Genomic DNA, 16,348 nt, shown 5'->3' on the forward strand with positions numbered 1-16,348 from the left:
TCCCTCTCGCTGCGCTTTTCAGCGCTGCTCTCAAGGTGAAGATGCCCTCAAAAAATTGACTGCGGGTTTCCGCAATCCATTACTGCTTGGGCTTGCTATTTGGTTTTCAAAGACCGAGCCGCTTGTCGCGACCTTGTTGCTTGCCGGTTTCTTTCCAACCGGCGGGGTTGCAGCTTCTATTTCAGTTCGCAGTCAGCGTCAACTTCGCTTTTGCGTCCTGCGGGCTGCTTCGAAGTTCGTCGGCGCCGTCCAGTGACTTTCGCCGATTTTTTCGAAGGGGAGCGGCTTCTACTTCAGCGCCGCGTTCCCTGTCAACCTGCTTGCTGTCAGCTTCCCTCACCGCTCGCCGTCCGTGTGTTGCCTGCCGGACTGCCTACTCTTCGGTGGGGGCGCGGCTTCTATCTCTTCGCCGCGTTCGCTGTCAACTCGCTCGTTGACTGCCCTATTTCCTTGTCGGTGCTGCGCTCTCCCCGAAGTGCCTTCCGCGCCAGTGCGCGGGCTTCGAGGTGAGGGGCGCGGCTTCTACCTCTTCGCCGCGTTCGGGATCAACAACCTTCGTCGACCCTTTTCTTCTGCCCGCGCTGCGGTCCGAGTTGCTTCCTGCGGAGCCGTTAGGGCGGGGCGCGGCTTCTACCTCTTCGCCGCGTTCGGGATCAACAACCTTCGTCGACCCTTTTCTTCCCCGCGCTGACTTCCCCTGGCCCGGGGGCCAGCGGTTCGTTGCGCGGGGGTCCAGTGTCTAACGCTTCGGTTCGGCGACGTCAAACCCTCGTTGAGCCGGGCCTGATCATCGTCCCCAACCGCCGGGGATATGAGTACGCCGTTCCGAGGCGTTAACCCCCCTTCCCATCACCAGCAGCTTGCTGGGCCGTGGAGCAAGGCGGCTTCCTTTGTGCTCCGACGAGAGAAGAGGTGGCTGGAGTGGGCGGACGGGCGGGCTGCTGGGCGCCGTGCGGCTCCGCACACGACAAGGCCCCCGACCCGGTGAGAGGTCGGAGGCCCTGGGCCCTGCGGATGCCGCTTCAGCTCACGGCGTCGCGGGGTCGAACGTGGAGATGCTCCAGCCCATGCGCTCGTGGCCGAACTTGTTCCAGTCCGGGTTCTTGCCGTCGACGACCTGGCCGTCCGTGTACGTCGGCGCCGCAGAGCCGGAGCCGGAGCCGGAGAAGATGTTCACGCTGATGGTTGAGCCCGAGTACGTCGGGTGCGTGTTGTCCGACTGGATGTAGTCGTAGCTGGTGCTGCTGTTCGCCAGGTGGCCGTTCGCGTCGCGCAGCGTGCTGCGCAGGGTGACGCTGATGCGCTGCACGTAGGCGTCCTCGGACTCGCCGTCGCGGTACGCGATGGCCGCGGAGTCCACCTGGCCGTCACCGTTGCGGTCGTAGTCCGCGGCCATCATCTCCGCGAAGGCGTCCGCGCACTTGAAGCCGTACTTCGTCGCCAGGTTGCAGGCGCGCCAGTTGCTGCGCGCCAGGAGCGGCAGGAAGTACTGCTGCTTGTTCACCTTCTGGCCAGTCGTCGCGTCCGTGCAGGCCGTCAGCACGTTGTCCGCGTCATAGCCGGGGTAATAGATGTTCGAGATGATCTTCACCTTGGCGGTGGTCGCGTACTGGTTGATGGCCTGCATGCCACGCTCCATGTACGTGGTGCACGCCGCCAGCGCGTTCTGAAGGCCGCTGTAGTTACAGGTGCCGGTCTGGTCCGTGAACGCGCTGCGGGCCTGCAGGTAGTCGTTGCCGCACATCTCGAACATCACGACGCGCGTGCGGGCGTCCTGCATGTACGAGCGCTCGGAGACGATCTTGTTGTTGTAGATGTCGTCCGCCTTCGCGCCGGACTTCGTGCGGCGGATGACCTCCACGTTCGTGCCCCACTTCTTCGCCGCGTACTCACCCTCCACCACCGGGGCCGCACGGCGCGCGACGCTGCCGATGCCGCCGTTGTAGCCGGCGAAGATGGAGTCGCCGTACGCCACCACCCGGTACGTCTGCGACGCCGAACGGTTGATGGTCCACGACGTGTTCTGGTTGATGGTGCTGGCCATCGCGGTGCCACTGAGGGTGGTGGCGGCGAGGACGGCGGCGAGGGACAGCCCGCTGCGACGAACGGACATACCGGCTCCTGAAGAGGTAGGGGGTTCCCGCCCCGGCAATGGGGAGAGGCCGCGCACGGTACACGGGTTTGATTCTGGAATCACTCCTCAGACCAGAATTAACTCCTCACTATGTATTGCCTGTTGAACATGAATTCCGCCACGGCGCGTCAGAGCGGTGTGCCTTTCGCTGACGCGACGCTCCGGATTGACGCAATGTTTCACGGTTAGAGTGCGCGGACATGAACCTCTCCCGGAGTGCCCGAGCGTTGGGTCAGTGGCTGCTGCTGGGCGCCATCGTGGGAGGCGTGTGCGGTGTGGCGTCCGCGGTGTTCCTGGCGCTGCTGGAATGGGCCACGGCGTTCCGGGTGGCGCACGAGTCGCTGGTGTACGCGCTGCCCGTGGCGGGGCTCGTCGTGGGTGCGGTGTACGGCCGGTGGGGCGCGTCCATCCGGGGCGGCAACAACCTGGTGCTGGACACGGTGCACGCGGGGGACGCGGTGATTCCCCTGCGCATGGCGCCCATGGTGCTGCTGGGCACGGTGCTCACGCACCTGTTCGGCGGGAGCGCGGGGCGTGAGGGCACCGCGGTGCAGATGGGCGCGAGCCTGGCGGACCAGATTGCCTGGCGCTTCCGCGTCACGCCGGACACTCGGCGCGAGCTGCTGGCCGCGGGCATCGCGGGCGGCTTCGGTTCGGTGTTCGGCACGCCGCTGGCGGGCACGGTGTTCGGGCTGGAGGTCGTGTGCGTGGGCCGGCTGGGCTACGAGGCGCTCCTGCCCGCGCTCACCGCGGCCGTCGTAGGCGACCTGGTGACTCGCGGGCTGGGCATCCACCACACCGCGTACCCGTCACCCCAGGTGCTCGCGTTGACCCTGCCCGTGCTGGCCCGGTGGCTGGTGTTCGCGGTGGGCATCGCCGGCGTGGCGGTGGCGTTCATCGAGGGCACGCATGGGCTGAAGCGGATCCTGGAGCGCCGCGTCCCCTGGCTGCCCGTGCGCATGGCGCTGGGCGGCCTGGGCGTGGTGGGGCTCTGGAAGCTCGCGGGCACCAGCGACTACCTGGGACTGGGCGTGCCCGGCATCCTGCGCGCGTTCGAGGACGCGTCGCTGCCTTGGGGCGCGTTCGCGTGGAAGCTCGTCTTCACGGTGGTGACGCTGGGCGCGGGGTTCATGGGCGGCGAGGTGACGCCGCTGTTCTTCATTGGCGCGACGCTGGGCAATGTCCTCGCGCGTTTGCTGGGGCTGCCGGTGGACCTGGGCGCGGCGGTGGGCATGGCGGCGCTGTTCGCCGCCGCGGCCAATACGCCGCTCGCGCTGTCTTTGATGGCGGTGGAGCTGGTGGGCGCTTCCGTGCTGCCTCACGTGGCCATCGTCGCCACGGTGGCGTACCTGCTCACCGGGCACCGGGGCATCTATCCGTCCCAGCGTATCGCGCGAAGGAAGCTGGGTGGGCCGCTGCTGGACCGCGTGGTCGCGCTGCGTGACCTGCATGCGGCGCCTCCGAAGCCACCAGCGCCTCCGGCGTCCCAGGCGGACTCATAAGCGTTCCGCGCAGACGCGCCCGCCGCATGCCTCGGGAGGGCCAATGCCAATGGACTTCGACGTCTGTGTCGTCGGGCAGGGACCGAGCGCGAGGTTCCAAGTGAGCTGGCGGGTGACAGCGTCCACGGGGTCGTGGGCACGCCGGCTCGCGCTTCACGGCACGGTCTGAGCCGTCAGTCCCACGGCTGCGCTGTCGCGCCTCCGGAGCTCGGGTGTGGCCACCTGGAACTCCGTGGGCAGCATTCTCAGGATGCGCTCGCGGCGGTAGCGGGCGGTTGCCAGGCGCTGCTCCAGGGCGGCCTGCTCCGCTCGGGTGGCCTTGTCGGGCTTCGCGGTTCGCAGGGTCAGGGCGGCCAACCTTCTGGAGACCTCTTCGATCTCCCGGTCGATGAGCACCGGTTGGATGTTCCGCCTGGCTTTCTCCTTGCGGCCCTGGGCGTTGTTTTCAATCCAGACCGGCAAGACCGAGACGTCCGCCAGGGACACCGGGGCTCCTTGCTCCGCTCTTGTCACTCCGACTCGCAGGAGCAGCGTGTCCCTTTTGTCTCCGTCCTTCCCCTGCTGCCCCTTCACGTGCCGGTAGAAACGCGCCTGGTTCGCCACCAGGTTGCCCAGCGAATAGGCGATGAAGCCGCGGCGCCCGGACTTCGTCGTGTAGGCCTCCAGCGGCTGGAGCACGTGCGGATGGTGCCCGATGACCGCGAAGGCTCCCGCCTCCAGGAAGGCCTGCCCCAATGCCCGGTCCAGGGGGTTCGGCGCTTCCGTGTACTCACGTCCCCAGTGCCCCATCACGAACAGCGCGTCACACTTCGCCGCCGCGGCCCGCACCCTCTCCAGGGCTTCCTCCGGCTTCAGCCCTCGTCGTGAGACGTGCTCCGGATAGGGCAGCAACGCCACGTGCGGCGCGTCCGCTTCCTTCGGGTTGCTGAAGCCGTTCAGGCTCCTCGTGAAGGAGAGGAAGCCCAGCTTGAGGCCTCGCACCTCCATGAACACCGGCTCCCAGGCCGCGTCCTTCGTGGCTCCCGTGCCCGTGTGGCGCAGCCCCACCGCGTCCAGTTGACGCAGCGTCTCCACCAGGCCCTCCACGTGCTGATCCCTTGCGTGGTTGTTGCCCGTGGACACCACCTTCACTCCGGCGTTCACCAACGCCTGCACCATCGCGGGTGGCGCGTTGAAGACCAACTCCTTCGTGAAGGCCTTGTCGTTGGCCGTGACCGGCGTCTCCAGGTTCACCACGCCCACGTCCGCCGTGCGCAGGACGTCCGACAGGGGGCCGAAGACGTGGTCCCAGCCGTCATGGTTCCCGCTTCGCGCGTGGGCCTTCGCCACCGACTTCACTTCACCGTGCGGAATCACGTCCCCACCGAAGACGAGCTCCACTCGCGCGGGCGCGGCCATCCCCATGAACGGGATGAACAGCAGCAGGGCCCCCCACCCTCGCATCACTCCTGCTCCCGGACCCCGATGAACACTTCCCGGTTCCAGGGGTCCCTCCGCGTCGTCGCGGGAATGCCGGCCTCCCGCATCCACTCGAGCCAGTCGTCACGACGGAACAGGCCGAAGCGGTGGCGCTCCTGCGACATGCTCACCGTTCCGTCCGCTTCCCTCAGCAGATAGGCGAACGCGGTCTCGAACGTCTCGTCGTCCGGATCCGGATCCCACGTCCACATGAGGTAGCGCATGCCGCGCCCGTCCGGTGAATCGTGGCCTCCGGACTCGGTGAGGGGCTCGAAGGTCTCACGCACGCAGTCCGGCAAGAGCACCACCCGGCCTCCCGGACGGCAGTGCGCGGCGGCCGTGAGCACCGTGGCCTTCGCATCCTCCCGTTCCACCGCGTACATGATGGCGTCGTGCACCATCACCCGGTCGAACGTGCGTCCCAGCCGCAGGGAGCGCATGTCGCCGACCCGGTGCTCGCACTCCGGATTCACGGCCCGGCTCACCGCGACCATCTCCGGCGAGCGGTCCGTCAGCGTCAGCGTGAAGTGCTTCTTCAGGTGGAACGCCAGGCTTCCACCGCCCGACCCCAATTCCAGCATCGTGCGCGCGGGGCCCGCCTCCGGGCGCAACATGGGGAGCAGGTCCTCCGCCTCCTCCAGGTACTCCTCCGGTGGCGAGAACAGCGGCCACCAGGAGGCAAGGTCCGTGTAGAGGTGGGGCTCCTCCACGGGGGGCGGAATCACGGTGCGCAACGACGCCATGCAGGGCTTCCTCGGAGACGAGTCACCGTTCTACCGCCCGGACTACCGGTGCGTCCATGAGGCCTAACGGACCTGGATGGCGTCCGCGACCACGTAGGTCCCCGCCGTCACCCAGCGGCTCAGCTGGACCTTGTTCCAGCCCGCCGGGAAGCTCCACGTGCCCAGCGTGTTCCACCGGGCGCCGTTGAGCGTCTGGTTCACCTTCACGTTCGCCAGCTGCGTGCCGGACGCGTTCGTGATGATGAAGGGCGCTGCCGTGGAGCGGTCGGTCGCCGCCGTCCACCAGGCGTCCACCGTCTTCGTTCCCGCCGCGGAGAGGTAGAACCAGAACGTCGCCGGCTCCGACACCGCCGCGCCCGGGGACACCAGGTAGCTGGTGCCGTAGTAGCCCGCCACGTTCGTCGACGACGCCCAGCTCGAGCCCGTGAGCTGGATGTAGCCCTTCGTCTGGTCGTTGTTCGCGTTGTTGCTGTCGATGACCAGCCCCGTCGTCGAACCGCCGCCGGACGTCCACAGGTACGTCACGTCCACCCAGTCGTTGTTCGACATGCCCAGGTCCGTCCAGAACGTCCCGTCCGCGATGTCGATGCCCGCGGGGTTCGCCGGCCGGCGGCCGAACTGATCCAACCCGCCGTTGAAGTTGTCCTGGTACGCCGCCTGCGCCTCCGGCTTGCCCTGCGGCAACGTCTTCCACATCTCGCGCACGCTGGACGGGTTCCAGTAGTCGTCCTTCGTGTTCCACGGGCCCACGTCCCAGACGGACGTCGTCGCGCACTTCGCCGTCTTCGAATAGCAGACGCGCACCTGGTACTCGGAGCCTCCGTTGGACGCGAGCCCGCGCCGCGACGGCAGTGCCACGAAACGGTCGTTGCTCTTGATGACGTGGCCGTTCGCCGTCGTGCCGCCCACCAGGCCTTCACGGGTGGCGTAGACGCGGTAGGTCAGCGGCGCGAGCGTCTGGAGTGCCTCCTCCGTGCCGGTGCCTTCACGCCAGCCCTCCAGTTCCACGCCCTGCACCGCCGGGCCCCGGCCGCGCTCGTCCGCGATGAGCGCCAGGCGCACCTGCACCTCCGTGCCCGAGCGGGGCAGGCGTACGGCTTCGTCTCCCGTGGCGGTGCGCCACTCGCTCCAGGCGCCTCCGGGGACTCGGACTCGCACGTCCACTTCGACGCCCTGCCCCAGGCCCACCGCCGCCTGGACGCGCGGACGGAAGGTGTCCACGGGCTGCTCGAGCGTGCGCGCGGGGAACTCGAAGAGGCCCGTGAGCCGGCTCAGGCCTTCAGGACGGCGCATCACGGCGGTGGGTTCGTAGCGCAGCCCTTCACGCGTACCCACGAGCTCCGACGTGCCCGTTCCCTCGGAAAGGTTCTCCGTCCAGCGCTGCGCGCCGGTCTCCTGCCGGAGCGCTTCCGTCGCGGGCTCCGCCGCCGCCACTCCTTCCGCGAAGACCGCGCCCAACATCACCGCCATCAGGGTGGACCGCCACGACGCGCGCATGCTTGGACTCCCGGGAAATGGACAAAAACGTTTAGACCGTTCAACGTTTAAATCCGTCTTTCCCGGTTCTCAAGAGCCAAGGCGTGAAACAGCGTTGGCTCAGTGCATCACGTCCCGTTGATGACAGAGCGGATCCACGGTGTGTACGTGGCCACGTTGGTGAACACGGAGAAGGTGTCGCACTGGCTGGAGCCGAACCCGCTCGTAATCCCATACAGCGTGCCGTTGAAGGCCAGGGGTCCGCCGTCGTCCTTCGTGCAGACGTTCGCGGTGGCTCGCGGCGCCGTGCACAGCACCGTGCCGCTGACGTAGCTGCTCCCCACCAGGTCGCGGCAGGTGGCCGTGGAGGTGACGCTCAGGTTCACGCGCTTGAGCGCATCGGAGGTGGGCCCGGTCTGCGTGCGGCCCCAGCCGCTCGCCGTGTACGTGACGCCAATGGGCGCGGGCGCATCCGGCAGCGTCAGCGGCTGGATTGCCTGCGACAGGCTGAAGGGCTGGGCGAGTTCGAGGAGCGCCACGTCGTGGACCGACCCGTCGTAGGACGGGTGCATCACCTTGCGCGATACCGCGCGGTACTGCTCGTCCGCCTCCACCGCACCCAGCCGCAGGTCGCCCGCGTAGATGCGCATGGAAGCGGGCGTGACGCCCTGGACGCAGTGGGCCGCGGTCACCACCCAGCCGGCCCGGATGAGCGTGCCTCCGCAGGTGAACGCACCCGAGACGTGGAGGCGCACCTGATGGGGCAGCTCGTACCGGGCGGCGAGGCTTCCTCCGGTGATCTCCTGCTCCTGGGCGGCGGGCATCGGGTCCCCACCACAGGCGAGGAACCCCAAAGCCATCAGCGCGGACGCGAGACGTGGTGTCTTCATGCGGTGAGACATGAAGGATTCACGTCTCACCGTCAATCTTGCAAATCGAGATTAACCAGCGCAGCTACTTCGTGCCGAACAGACGGTCTCCCGCGTCGCCCAGGCCGGGCAGGATGTAGCCGTGTGAGTCCAGCTTGTCGTCGATGGCGGCGGTGAAGACGCGCACGTCGGGGTGGTGCTCGCGCAGGTTGGTCAGGCCCTCCGGACACGCGAGCAGACACACGAAGCGCAGGGAGCCCGGACGGCTTCGCTTCACGCGCTGGAGCGCCGCCACCGCGGAGTTGCCCGTCGCGAGCATGGGGTCACAGACGATGACGTCGCGGTCCTCCAGGTTCGCGGGCACGCGGTAGTAGTACTCCACCGCGCCCAGCGACTCCGGGTCGCGGTACAGGCCGATGTGGCCCACTCGCGCGGAGGGCACGAGCTGGAGCAGGCCATCCAGGATGCCCTGCCCCGCTCTCAGGATGGGCACCAGCACCAGCTTCTTGCCGTCCAGCGCCCAGCCCGTGGTGCGCGCCATGGGCGTTTCAATCTCCTCCTCGCGCAGCTTCAGGTCGCGCAACGCCTCGTACCCGAGCAGGAGGGAGATCTCCTCCAGCAGCGCCCGGAAGGCCGCCGTGCTCGTGTCCGTCCTGCGCATCACCGTCAGCTTGTGCTTCACCAGCGGGTGATCCACCACCGTGCAGTTCGGGAAGTCCATGCGTCCTCCTTGATTGGTTTTTCAGAACACCGTGCCGTCGCTGCGGATGCGGATGGGCGGCACGCCTCCGGGGCGCAGCTCCGCCGCCACCCGGCGTCCCGCCGTCCACGTTCCGCCCTGGAGCACCTTCGCCAGCGGCAGCTCCTCCGGGCTCAATTCCAGACGCCCACGCACCAGCGCGGCCACTCGGTCCAGCAGCGCCACCGTCAGCGCCCGCCACTCCACGATGGGCGCGTCACCCGGGGCATACACTTCCATCGTCAGGCGCGGGTCCTGCGGCACCAGCACGCCCAGGTCCACGAAGAGGCCGCCGTTGCGGTACTCCGGCAGGCCGGTGAGCGCGTCCAGCTCCGTCACCGTCACGCCCGCTTCCGCCAGCGGCTCCACCAGCGAGTACGCCAGCCACTGGGACAACTTGTGGAAGGGCACCAGCGCGTCCGCGCTGCCCGGTGGGCCCAGCGCCGGGTGCGGCCACACGTCCCCCAGGTTCACGCCGTCCACCGTCGTGCGCCCCGGCCAGATGGGGCCCAGCACCTCCAGCACCGTGCCCAGCACCTCCGCGGCCCGCACGCTGCGGCGGTGCGCGGCCAGCATGTCGAACATGGACCCCGGCCTGGGCAGCACGCGCGACAGGCCCTGCAACAGGTGCAGCCGGCCCTCCACGCCCAGGAGCGGGTTGGACTCCGACACCTGGAAGCCGCGCTCCAGTTGCTCGCGCGTCATGCGGCTCAGGGCCTCCGCGTCCGCGCGCAGCGGCCGGTCCGGGTCCGACGAGAAGCCGCCCGCCATGAACATGCGCAGCGACGCCACCGCCAGCCCCTCCGAGCGCACGTACGAGGCGCCCCCGGGCTCCTGGTAGCGCCACGTCGGGCCGCTGCCCGCGTCCAGCAGCACGCTCACCACGCCCAGGTCCACCTTGGCCCTGGCGCGCTCCTCCGGCGGCAGCGAGGCCAGCCGCGCCTCCAGCTGCGCGAGCCTGGGCACCCCTCCCGCGTCGAAGTGCCGCCAGCGGCTGTGCACCGGGATGTCCAGCCGGGGGTACGCCTCGTGCGTCACCGCCAGCACCCGGTCCACCACCGTGGGCAGCCGGGAGGGCTCCACCTTGAAGTACTCCAGACGGCCGGCGAGCCCCAGGTCCAGCACCTGATGACAGCGCTCGCGGATGGCCGCCGGGCTGCGCAGCCACGCCACCGTGGGGGACACCTCCTGCACCCGGATCGCGTCAAGCATCGAGGTCCCTTCCCTTCACCTGCGCCAGCGCCCCCGCGTCCGCCACCGGCCCGCGCGTGAAGTAGCCCGCCGCCTTCTTCGCCTCCATCTCCACCTTCGCGTCCGCGGGAATCAGACCGTCCGGGATGGGCACCCGTTCCAGGATTTCAATGCCCGAGCGCACGATGGCGTCGTGCTTCATGTCGCTCATGGAGATGAAGCGGTGGATGCGCGTGATGCCCAGCCAGTGCAGCACGTCCGGCATCAGTTCCTGGAAGCGCATGTCCTGCACGCCCGCCACGCACTCCGTGCGGTGGAAGTACGTGGCCGCGGAGTCCCCGCCCTCCTGGCGCTTGCGCGCGTTGTAGACCAGGAACTTGGTCACCTCGCCCAGCGCGCGGCCCTCCTTGCGGTGGTAGACGATGAGCCCCACGCCGCCCTGCTGCGCCGTCCGCACGCCCTCCTCGATGCCGTGCACCAGGTAGGGCCGGCAGGTGCAGATGTCGCTGCCGAAGACGTCCGAGCCGTTGCACTCGTCGTGCACGCGCGCCGCCAGCGGCACGTCCCGGTCCGCCAGCGAGGCGATGTTCCCAAACACATACAGCGTCAGCCCGCCGATGGGTGGCAGGAAGACGTGCAGGTCCGGGCGGGTGATGAGCTCCGGGTACATGCCGCCGGTGTGCTCGAAGAGGCCGCGGCGCAGCGCGCCCTCCGTGAGGCCGAAGCGCTCCGCGATGCCAGGCAGGTACCAGACGGGCTCCACGGCGGCCTTCACCACCTTCACGTCCCCGTTGGCCGCGACCAGGTCGCCGTCCACCTTGAGGCGCCCGGCGCCAATGGCCTCGCGCACCTCCGGCATGTTGATGTGGGCCCTTGTGACGGCGATGGTGGGCCGGTAGTCCACGCCCTGCTCGGCGTAGGCGCGGAACGCCTGCGACGCCACCGCGCCCCAGGGGTCCAGCGACACGATGCGCTTGGGGTCGCTCCACGACGGATACGGGCCCACCTGCGCCGCGGGCGAGGTGTTGGTCAGGTCCGCCTTGTGGTCCTGCGGCAGCTTGCCCGCGGACACCGCCAGCGCGCGGTAGATGGAGTACGCGCCCGAGTGCGTGCCGATGACGTTGCGGTTCGCGGCGTCGGAGAGCGTGGCCACCACCGGCCCCCGGCGCAGCGGCTCCGATTCGCCCCAGCGCAGGGGCACTCCGGGCACCTGCCCGTCGGGATGGGACGTGAGACGGATGTGATTGACCGGCTTCTTGTCAGCCATGGGTGCACCCTCCTTGTGGGGCGCGGGAAAGGACAGACGTCTGGGAATGGGGAGACTTGAAGAGGACGCCAGCGCGTGTGGCGTCAGCTCATCCAGGAGCCGTCGGTGCGCGCGGACCACTTGCGCGTCACCTTCTTGAGCTGGCTCCAGAAGTCGAGGCTCGACGGTCCGGTGACGTCCCCGTGGCCGAACTTCGACTCGCCCGTGCCGCCGAAGGAGAAGGGCTCCCGCGGCACCGGCACGCCCACGTTCACGCCCACCATGCCGGCCCTGGCGCCCTCCACCACCGACTGGGCCACCGCGCCGTTGGTGGTGAAGATGGACGCCGCGTTGCCGTAGGGCGACGCGTTCTCCACCGCGAGCGCCGCCGACAGCGTGGGCACCCGCACGATGGACAGCACCGGGCCGAACAGCTCACGCCGCGCGGCCTCCATCTCCGGCCGCACGCCGTCCAGCACCGTGGGCCCCAGCCAGTGGCCGTTCGCGTACGCCTCGCCCGCGGGCCGCTTGCCGCGCCCGTCCAGCAGCACGCGCGCGCCGTCCGCCTGGGCCTTGGCGATGGCCGTCTCCAGCCGGTCCACCGCGCCCCGGTCGATGAGCGCGCCCATGCCCGGGCCGACCTCCAGACGCGCCGCCCGGCGGACAATGTCATCCACCAACGGCTGCACGTCACCCACCGCGAGCATCACGCTGGCCGCCATGCAGCGCTGGCCCGCGCAGCCGGTGAACGAGTCCACCACCGCCTGCGGCGTGAGGTCCGGATCCGCGTCCGGCACGACGATGAGGTGGTTCTTCGCGCCGCCCAGCGCCAGCACGCGCTTGCCGTGGCGGCTGCCCTCCACATAGACGTGCCGCGCGACGGGAGACGAGCCCACGAAGGCCAGCGCCTTCACGTCCGGGTGCTCCAGCAGCGCGTCCACCGCGGGCTTCGCGCCGTGCACGACGGAGAAGACGCCGGGCGGATAGCCCGCCTCCACCATCAGCTCTCCCAGCGCGGTCGCGGTGAGCGGCACCTTCTCCGACGGCTTGAGGATGAAGGCGTTGCCCACGGTGACGGCGATGGGGAACAGCCACAGGGGCACCATCGCGGGGAAGTTGAACGGCGTGATGCCGACGACGACGCCCAGGGGCTCGCGGCGGTACTCGCAGGTGACGCCCCGGCTCACCTCCAGGTGCGCGCCGCCATCCAGGTTCTGGAGCGACAGGGCGAAATCACAGACCTCCAATCCCTTGAGCAATCCCGCGCGGCCCTCCGCCACCGTCTTGCCGGATTCACTGGCGGCCAGGTGCGCAAGCCTTTCCAACTGTCCCTCCAGCAGCGTGCGGAAGCGTTGCAGGAATTGGGTGCGCTCGCGCAGCGGGGTGACGCGCCAGCCCTGCGCGGCGGCCTTCGCGGCCTCCACCGCCTGCGCGACACCGGAGGCGTCCGTCAGCGGCACCCGGCCGATGAGCGCTCCTGTGTAGGGACTGCGGACCTCCTGCGCGGACGCTCCAGCGGGAGAGACCCACTCTCCGCCCACGAGGTTGCGACAAGAGACAACGCTCTCGGGAAACCGAACAAAGGACACGCGCACCCCCCCGGTGTTGCGTGACGAATGGACGGCAAGGATAGACGCAAAGCTGGAAGCCAGGGCAAGGCGGGGAGCGTCACCGTGTCATTGCTTGATCGGAAGCAATGGATCTCCCCAGCTTGCTGTGTCGCAAACCCGACCGATGGGCACGGCAGGGATTGCCAAGGCCCGGGTGCGCGAACGTGCGCGCCGCGCCTCGTCAGGCCTGGGAGAGCATCCGCTGGTGCCGCTCCGACAGCGCGGTGACATCGATGAGGGTGCGCAGCTCCGCGATGGCGGTGGCGTCCGCGGTGTCCGGGTTGAGGCCGAGCGAGATGGCCTCCAGGTACAGCTCCAGCGACAGCAGGAAGCGCGAGTCGGCGGTGAGGGGGTCGCCCTGCTCGCGCATCAGCTCGCCGTCCTCGCGCACCAGCTTCGCGAGCATCCGCGTGCGCGCGGCGGTGCCGAGCAGGCGGGAGGTGGACTCGGCGTCCGCGAGGACGAGCGCGCCGTACTCCATGCCCAGCACGGTGAGGGCGGTGTCGCGGATGTGGTTGCGCGCGTCCGCGTACCGCTTCTCCTTCCGGGCCTTGAGGATGCTGGCGATGGCGGCGGCGAACTGCTCGGCAGCTCGCTCGATGAAGTCCTTGCGGAGGGACATGGCGTACGCAGGGTAAGCCCGTCCCGGGGCGTCCGCACCTTTCCCACCGTGACGGCACCCGCCTGTCACACGAAACCCAGGGGGTTTCGCGCGTTTTCATTGTCCGGTGAGACAACGAGAAAGCGGCGGACCGCACGGCCGGTGCTCGCGTCCCCGGGATCCGACGACCCATCCGGGGGCTCGGGTCCGTATCCATTTCAAGCGCGGATCCACGGGAGCCCGGGGTGATTCGCGCGCCCCCCGCCGTCATTCACCTGGAGAGTCATCGTGGGAGCGCCATTCGCTCGCGCACAGCTGCGTCCGTTGTCCGAGGCACCGGCCCTGGAATGGGAGATCCGGTGGGACGTCACCGATCCCGAGCGCATCCGCATCATCCTGGCCACCGCCGCCGCGCTGGGTTCGCCCGCGCTGCTGCGACGGGGAGAGACGGCGTCGCCGCTGCGGCTGGAGACGCTGGAGCCCGAAGGCGGCGGCCTCCACTGGTCCGGCCTGACGGTGGACCCGGGCGCGGACGCGTGGGAGGTGGAGGTGTTTGGCCACGGCTGCGTCTACCGGATGCTCCTGTCCGGTGAGACGGCGGAGCCGGGGACGTGGGTGACACCGCTGCCGCGCCAGCTGCTCCGGGTGCGCCGGCGGGCCCACCGGCGGGCTCCCGCGCCTCCGGGCCTGCGCGTGCGTCTGCCGCTGCCGGGATGGCTGGGCCGGGAGCGAGAGGCGGTGGACGTGTCCTTGCGCGGGCTGTCGCTGCGGCTGGGCACGGGGGAGCGGCTTTCGCCGGGCCGGGTGCTCCAGCCCATCGAGCTGCGCACCCTGGGAGGCGAAGCCGTGTCGCTCCGGGGTGAGGTGCGCCATGTGCGGGCCCGCGCCGACGGTGAGCTCCAGTGCGGCCTCCAGGTGACGCCGTTGACCGCCGAGGACGCGGAGCGCTGGCAGGCGCTGGTGGCCCGGGCGCTCCATCCGACGACGTGCACCGATGGGGCGCGGGTGGACGAGCACTGGCGGCTGTTCATCGACTCCGGGTATTTCAACCTCGCGGGCCGGTCGGCGGAGGATTTCGAGGCGCGGCGGCGGAGCTTCGTCGAGCTGGGCCGCCAGGCCGGCGCGATGGGAGCGGTCCTCACCGAGGTGGTGTGGCCTTCGGAGCGCGGCGTGGAGGCGACGCTCTCCGCGATGAAGCCGTACCGCTCCCTGTGGATGGTGCACCAACTGGCGCGGCGCCAGGACGCCACGCGGTTCGAGCGCCTCAGGGGCCAGATGCTGCGCGACGTGTACGTGCACTGCGTGGAGCACGCGCAGCGGGACAGCGGGTTCCGGTGGCTCGCGGCGTACATCGAGTCGACCGTGCCCTTCACGTACCGCGCGCACGTCGGCTTCGCCGACCGCATGGCCGCGACGGGCCGGACGCTGCTGCTGCCCATGCGAATGATTGACGTCGAGTGCGGTCATTTCCAGGCCTCGGCCGTCACGGGCCTGGAGCTGGGGCCCGCGACGGAGGCGGAGCGGCGGCTGCTCGTGGAGCGGATCGCCCTCACCCGCCCCGCCTGCTACGCGGAGGCGCTGGATCTGCGGCTGGAGACGCTGGACCTGCGGGACGCGGCTCGGGCCTGGCAGGCCGTGGGCCTGGAGCGCGAGCGGCACCTGCTGGTCGCTCGCGAGGGCGAGAAGCCGGTGGCGGTGGCCGTCCTGGAGGCGGGGCCGCCCGGCACCAATCCCTTCGGGCTGCTGGACTCCGTGCGGCTGTTCGCGCTGTCGCCGCGAGCACAGCAGGCCTATCCGGCGCTGATGGACGGAGCGCGCCGCTGGTTCGCGCACCGGGGCCGCGACGGCTTCACCTTCCTGGCCGAAGAGGCCGGCGACGTGGAGGCCGCGGGCCTGCACGACCCGGCACCCGACGCGAAGCCGGCCCTGTGGCTCATCCCCGCGGACATGGCTTCCGAATTCGTTGAACACATCCACGAGCAGACGGCACCCCGTCCGCTCTCCCACCCCCAGAAGGAGCTGTCATGAGCCTCATCCAGACGCAGTACCTGCCGCACACGAAGGAAACCCGCGCCCGCCTGGACACGGAGCCCGTCGTGCGCACGCTCCTGTCGCCGGACATCTCGCCGGACCTGATGGCGCGCTTCCTCATCGAGTGGTCCGCCCGGGGCGCGTACATGACCGAGCCCGTGGACGGATGGATCCGCGGCGCCGGTGAGCGCTGCATCGCGCTGGGACAGGAGAAGGTGGGCCGGCAGCTCATCACCCACGCAAAGCACGAGGCCGGCCACCACCTGATGACCATTCAAGACGCGCGCGTGCTGACGTTGCGGTGGAACGAGAGCCACGCCCAGCAGCTGGATGCGGACGCGCTGGTCGCCCAGGCGCCCACGGCCGCCATGCGCGAGTACCGGCAGGTGCACGACGAGGCCATCACCGGCGACCTGCCGCTGGGGCAGGCGGCCATCGAGTACGAGGTGGGCTACCTGGCCGTGGTGCTGGTGCCGCGCATCCTGGCGAACGTGCGCGCGGTGCTGGGACAGGGGACGCTGGACTCCCTTACCTTCCTGCGCGAGCACGCGGAGGTGGACGTGGGCCACACCGCGCTCAATGAGCGGATGATGGAGGGGCTCCTGAGCACCCACCCCGAGGAAGGCCAGCGGCTGGCGGCGTTCGGCGCGCGCGGGCTGGACTGCTACCTGCGCTTCCTGGACGACTGCCTGGAGGCGGCGCGCAGGAGCCTGGGCGGCGACGTCACCGCGGCGGCGGCCTGAAGGAC

The 16,348-nt window shown here is 69.6% G+C and carries 14 protein-coding genes; 4 read left to right on the forward strand and 10 right to left on the reverse strand.

All coding sequences use genetic code 11. The annotated features are described in order from the left end of the window. The coding region (locus tag D7W79_RS44480; protein ID WP_208729681.1) for a hypothetical protein at nucleotides 1–256 on the forward strand (256 nt) is incomplete at its 5' end. Nucleotides 257–1,027: 771 nt separating this feature from the next. On the opposite strand, the gene D7W79_RS09835 is transcribed toward D7W79_RS44480, so the two are convergent. After that, complete coding sequence (locus D7W79_RS09835) at nucleotides 1,028–2,113, reverse strand: SGNH/GDSL hydrolase family protein (protein ID WP_120525093.1); 1,086 nt, start codon at nucleotides 2,111–2,113, stop codon at nucleotides 1,028–1,030. 221 nt (nucleotides 2,114–2,334) lie between these two features. Between D7W79_RS09835 and D7W79_RS09840 the strand changes: the two genes are divergently transcribed. Further along, nucleotides 2,335–3,636 carry a chloride channel protein gene (locus D7W79_RS09840; RefSeq protein WP_120525094.1) on the forward strand — a complete coding sequence of 434 codons (1,302 nt, stop codon included), beginning with the start codon at nucleotides 2,335–2,337 and terminating at the stop codon, nucleotides 3,634–3,636. A gap of 153 nt (nucleotides 3,637–3,789) precedes the next feature. Here the strand turns inward: D7W79_RS09840 and D7W79_RS09845 are convergent, their stop codons facing one another. The 9 genes from D7W79_RS09845 to D7W79_RS09885 form a co-directional block, all read right to left on the reverse strand. Beyond that, nucleotides 3,790–5,079, reverse strand: coding sequence for a CapA family protein (locus D7W79_RS09845; protein WP_120525095.1), 1,290 nt, complete (start codon nucleotides 5,077–5,079; stop codon nucleotides 3,790–3,792). Beyond that, the gene (locus D7W79_RS09850) at nucleotides 5,079–5,837 is read right to left on the reverse strand and encodes a class I SAM-dependent methyltransferase (RefSeq protein WP_120525096.1); all 759 of its coding nucleotides are present in this window, start codon (nucleotides 5,835–5,837) and stop codon (nucleotides 5,079–5,081) included. The genes D7W79_RS09845 and D7W79_RS09850 overlap by 1 nt, the downstream gene beginning before the upstream one ends. 63 nt (nucleotides 5,838–5,900) lie before the next feature. Continuing rightward, a complete protein-coding gene (locus D7W79_RS09855; protein ID WP_120525097.1) occupies nucleotides 5,901–7,334 on the reverse strand; it encodes a DUF8814 domain-containing protein in 1,434 nt (477 codons plus the stop codon). A 107-nt stretch (nucleotides 7,335–7,441) separates the two neighbouring features. Further along, nucleotides 7,442–8,203 carry a S1 family peptidase gene (locus tag D7W79_RS09860; protein ID WP_158616934.1) on the reverse strand — a complete coding sequence of 254 codons (762 nt, stop codon included), beginning with the start codon at nucleotides 8,201–8,203 and terminating at the stop codon, nucleotides 7,442–7,444. A gap of 64 nt (nucleotides 8,204–8,267) precedes the next feature. Beyond that, the gene (upp, locus tag D7W79_RS09865) at nucleotides 8,268–8,903 is read right to left on the reverse strand and encodes a uracil phosphoribosyltransferase (protein ID WP_120525099.1); all 636 of its coding nucleotides are present in this window, start codon (nucleotides 8,901–8,903) and stop codon (nucleotides 8,268–8,270) included. A gap of 21 nt (nucleotides 8,904–8,924) precedes the next feature. Then, entirely contained in the window at nucleotides 8,925–10,133 is a 1,209-nt protein-coding gene (locus tag D7W79_RS09870; protein ID WP_120525100.1) for a URC4/urg3 family protein, read from the reverse strand. Next, nucleotides 10,126–11,379, reverse strand: a complete 1,254-nt coding sequence (locus tag D7W79_RS09875) for a GTP cyclohydrolase II (RefSeq protein ID WP_120525101.1) — start codon at nucleotides 11,377–11,379, stop codon at nucleotides 10,126–10,128. Before D7W79_RS09875 ends, D7W79_RS09870 begins: the two co-directional genes overlap by 8 nt. A gap of 83 nt (nucleotides 11,380–11,462) precedes the next feature. Beyond that, nucleotides 11,463–12,947, reverse strand: coding sequence for a CoA-acylating methylmalonate-semialdehyde dehydrogenase (gene mmsA / locus D7W79_RS09880; protein ID WP_120525115.1), 1,485 nt, complete (start codon nucleotides 12,945–12,947; stop codon nucleotides 11,463–11,465). Between the two features lie 202 nt (nucleotides 12,948–13,149). Beyond that, nucleotides 13,150–13,590, reverse strand: coding sequence for a hypothetical protein (locus D7W79_RS09885; RefSeq protein ID WP_120525102.1), 441 nt, complete (start codon nucleotides 13,588–13,590; stop codon nucleotides 13,150–13,152). A 267-nt stretch (nucleotides 13,591–13,857) separates the two neighbouring features. Here D7W79_RS09885 and D7W79_RS09890 point away from each other — a divergent pair, with 267 nt between their 5' ends. Continuing rightward, nucleotides 13,858–15,597, forward strand: coding sequence for a PilZ domain-containing protein (locus D7W79_RS09890; RefSeq protein ID WP_147441869.1), 1,740 nt, complete (start codon nucleotides 13,858–13,860; stop codon nucleotides 15,595–15,597). Then, entirely contained in the window at nucleotides 15,594–16,343 is a 750-nt protein-coding gene (locus D7W79_RS09895) for a heme oxygenase-like domain-containing protein (protein WP_120525104.1), read from the forward strand. The genes D7W79_RS09890 and D7W79_RS09895 overlap by 4 nt, the downstream gene beginning before the upstream one ends. The last annotated feature ends 5 nt before the right edge of the window (nucleotides 16,344–16,348 follow it).

Origin of the sequence: Corallococcus exercitus, from assembly GCF_003611585.1 — a bacterium.
GTDB lineage: Bacteria > Myxococcota > Myxococcia > Myxococcales > Myxococcaceae > Corallococcus > Corallococcus exercitus.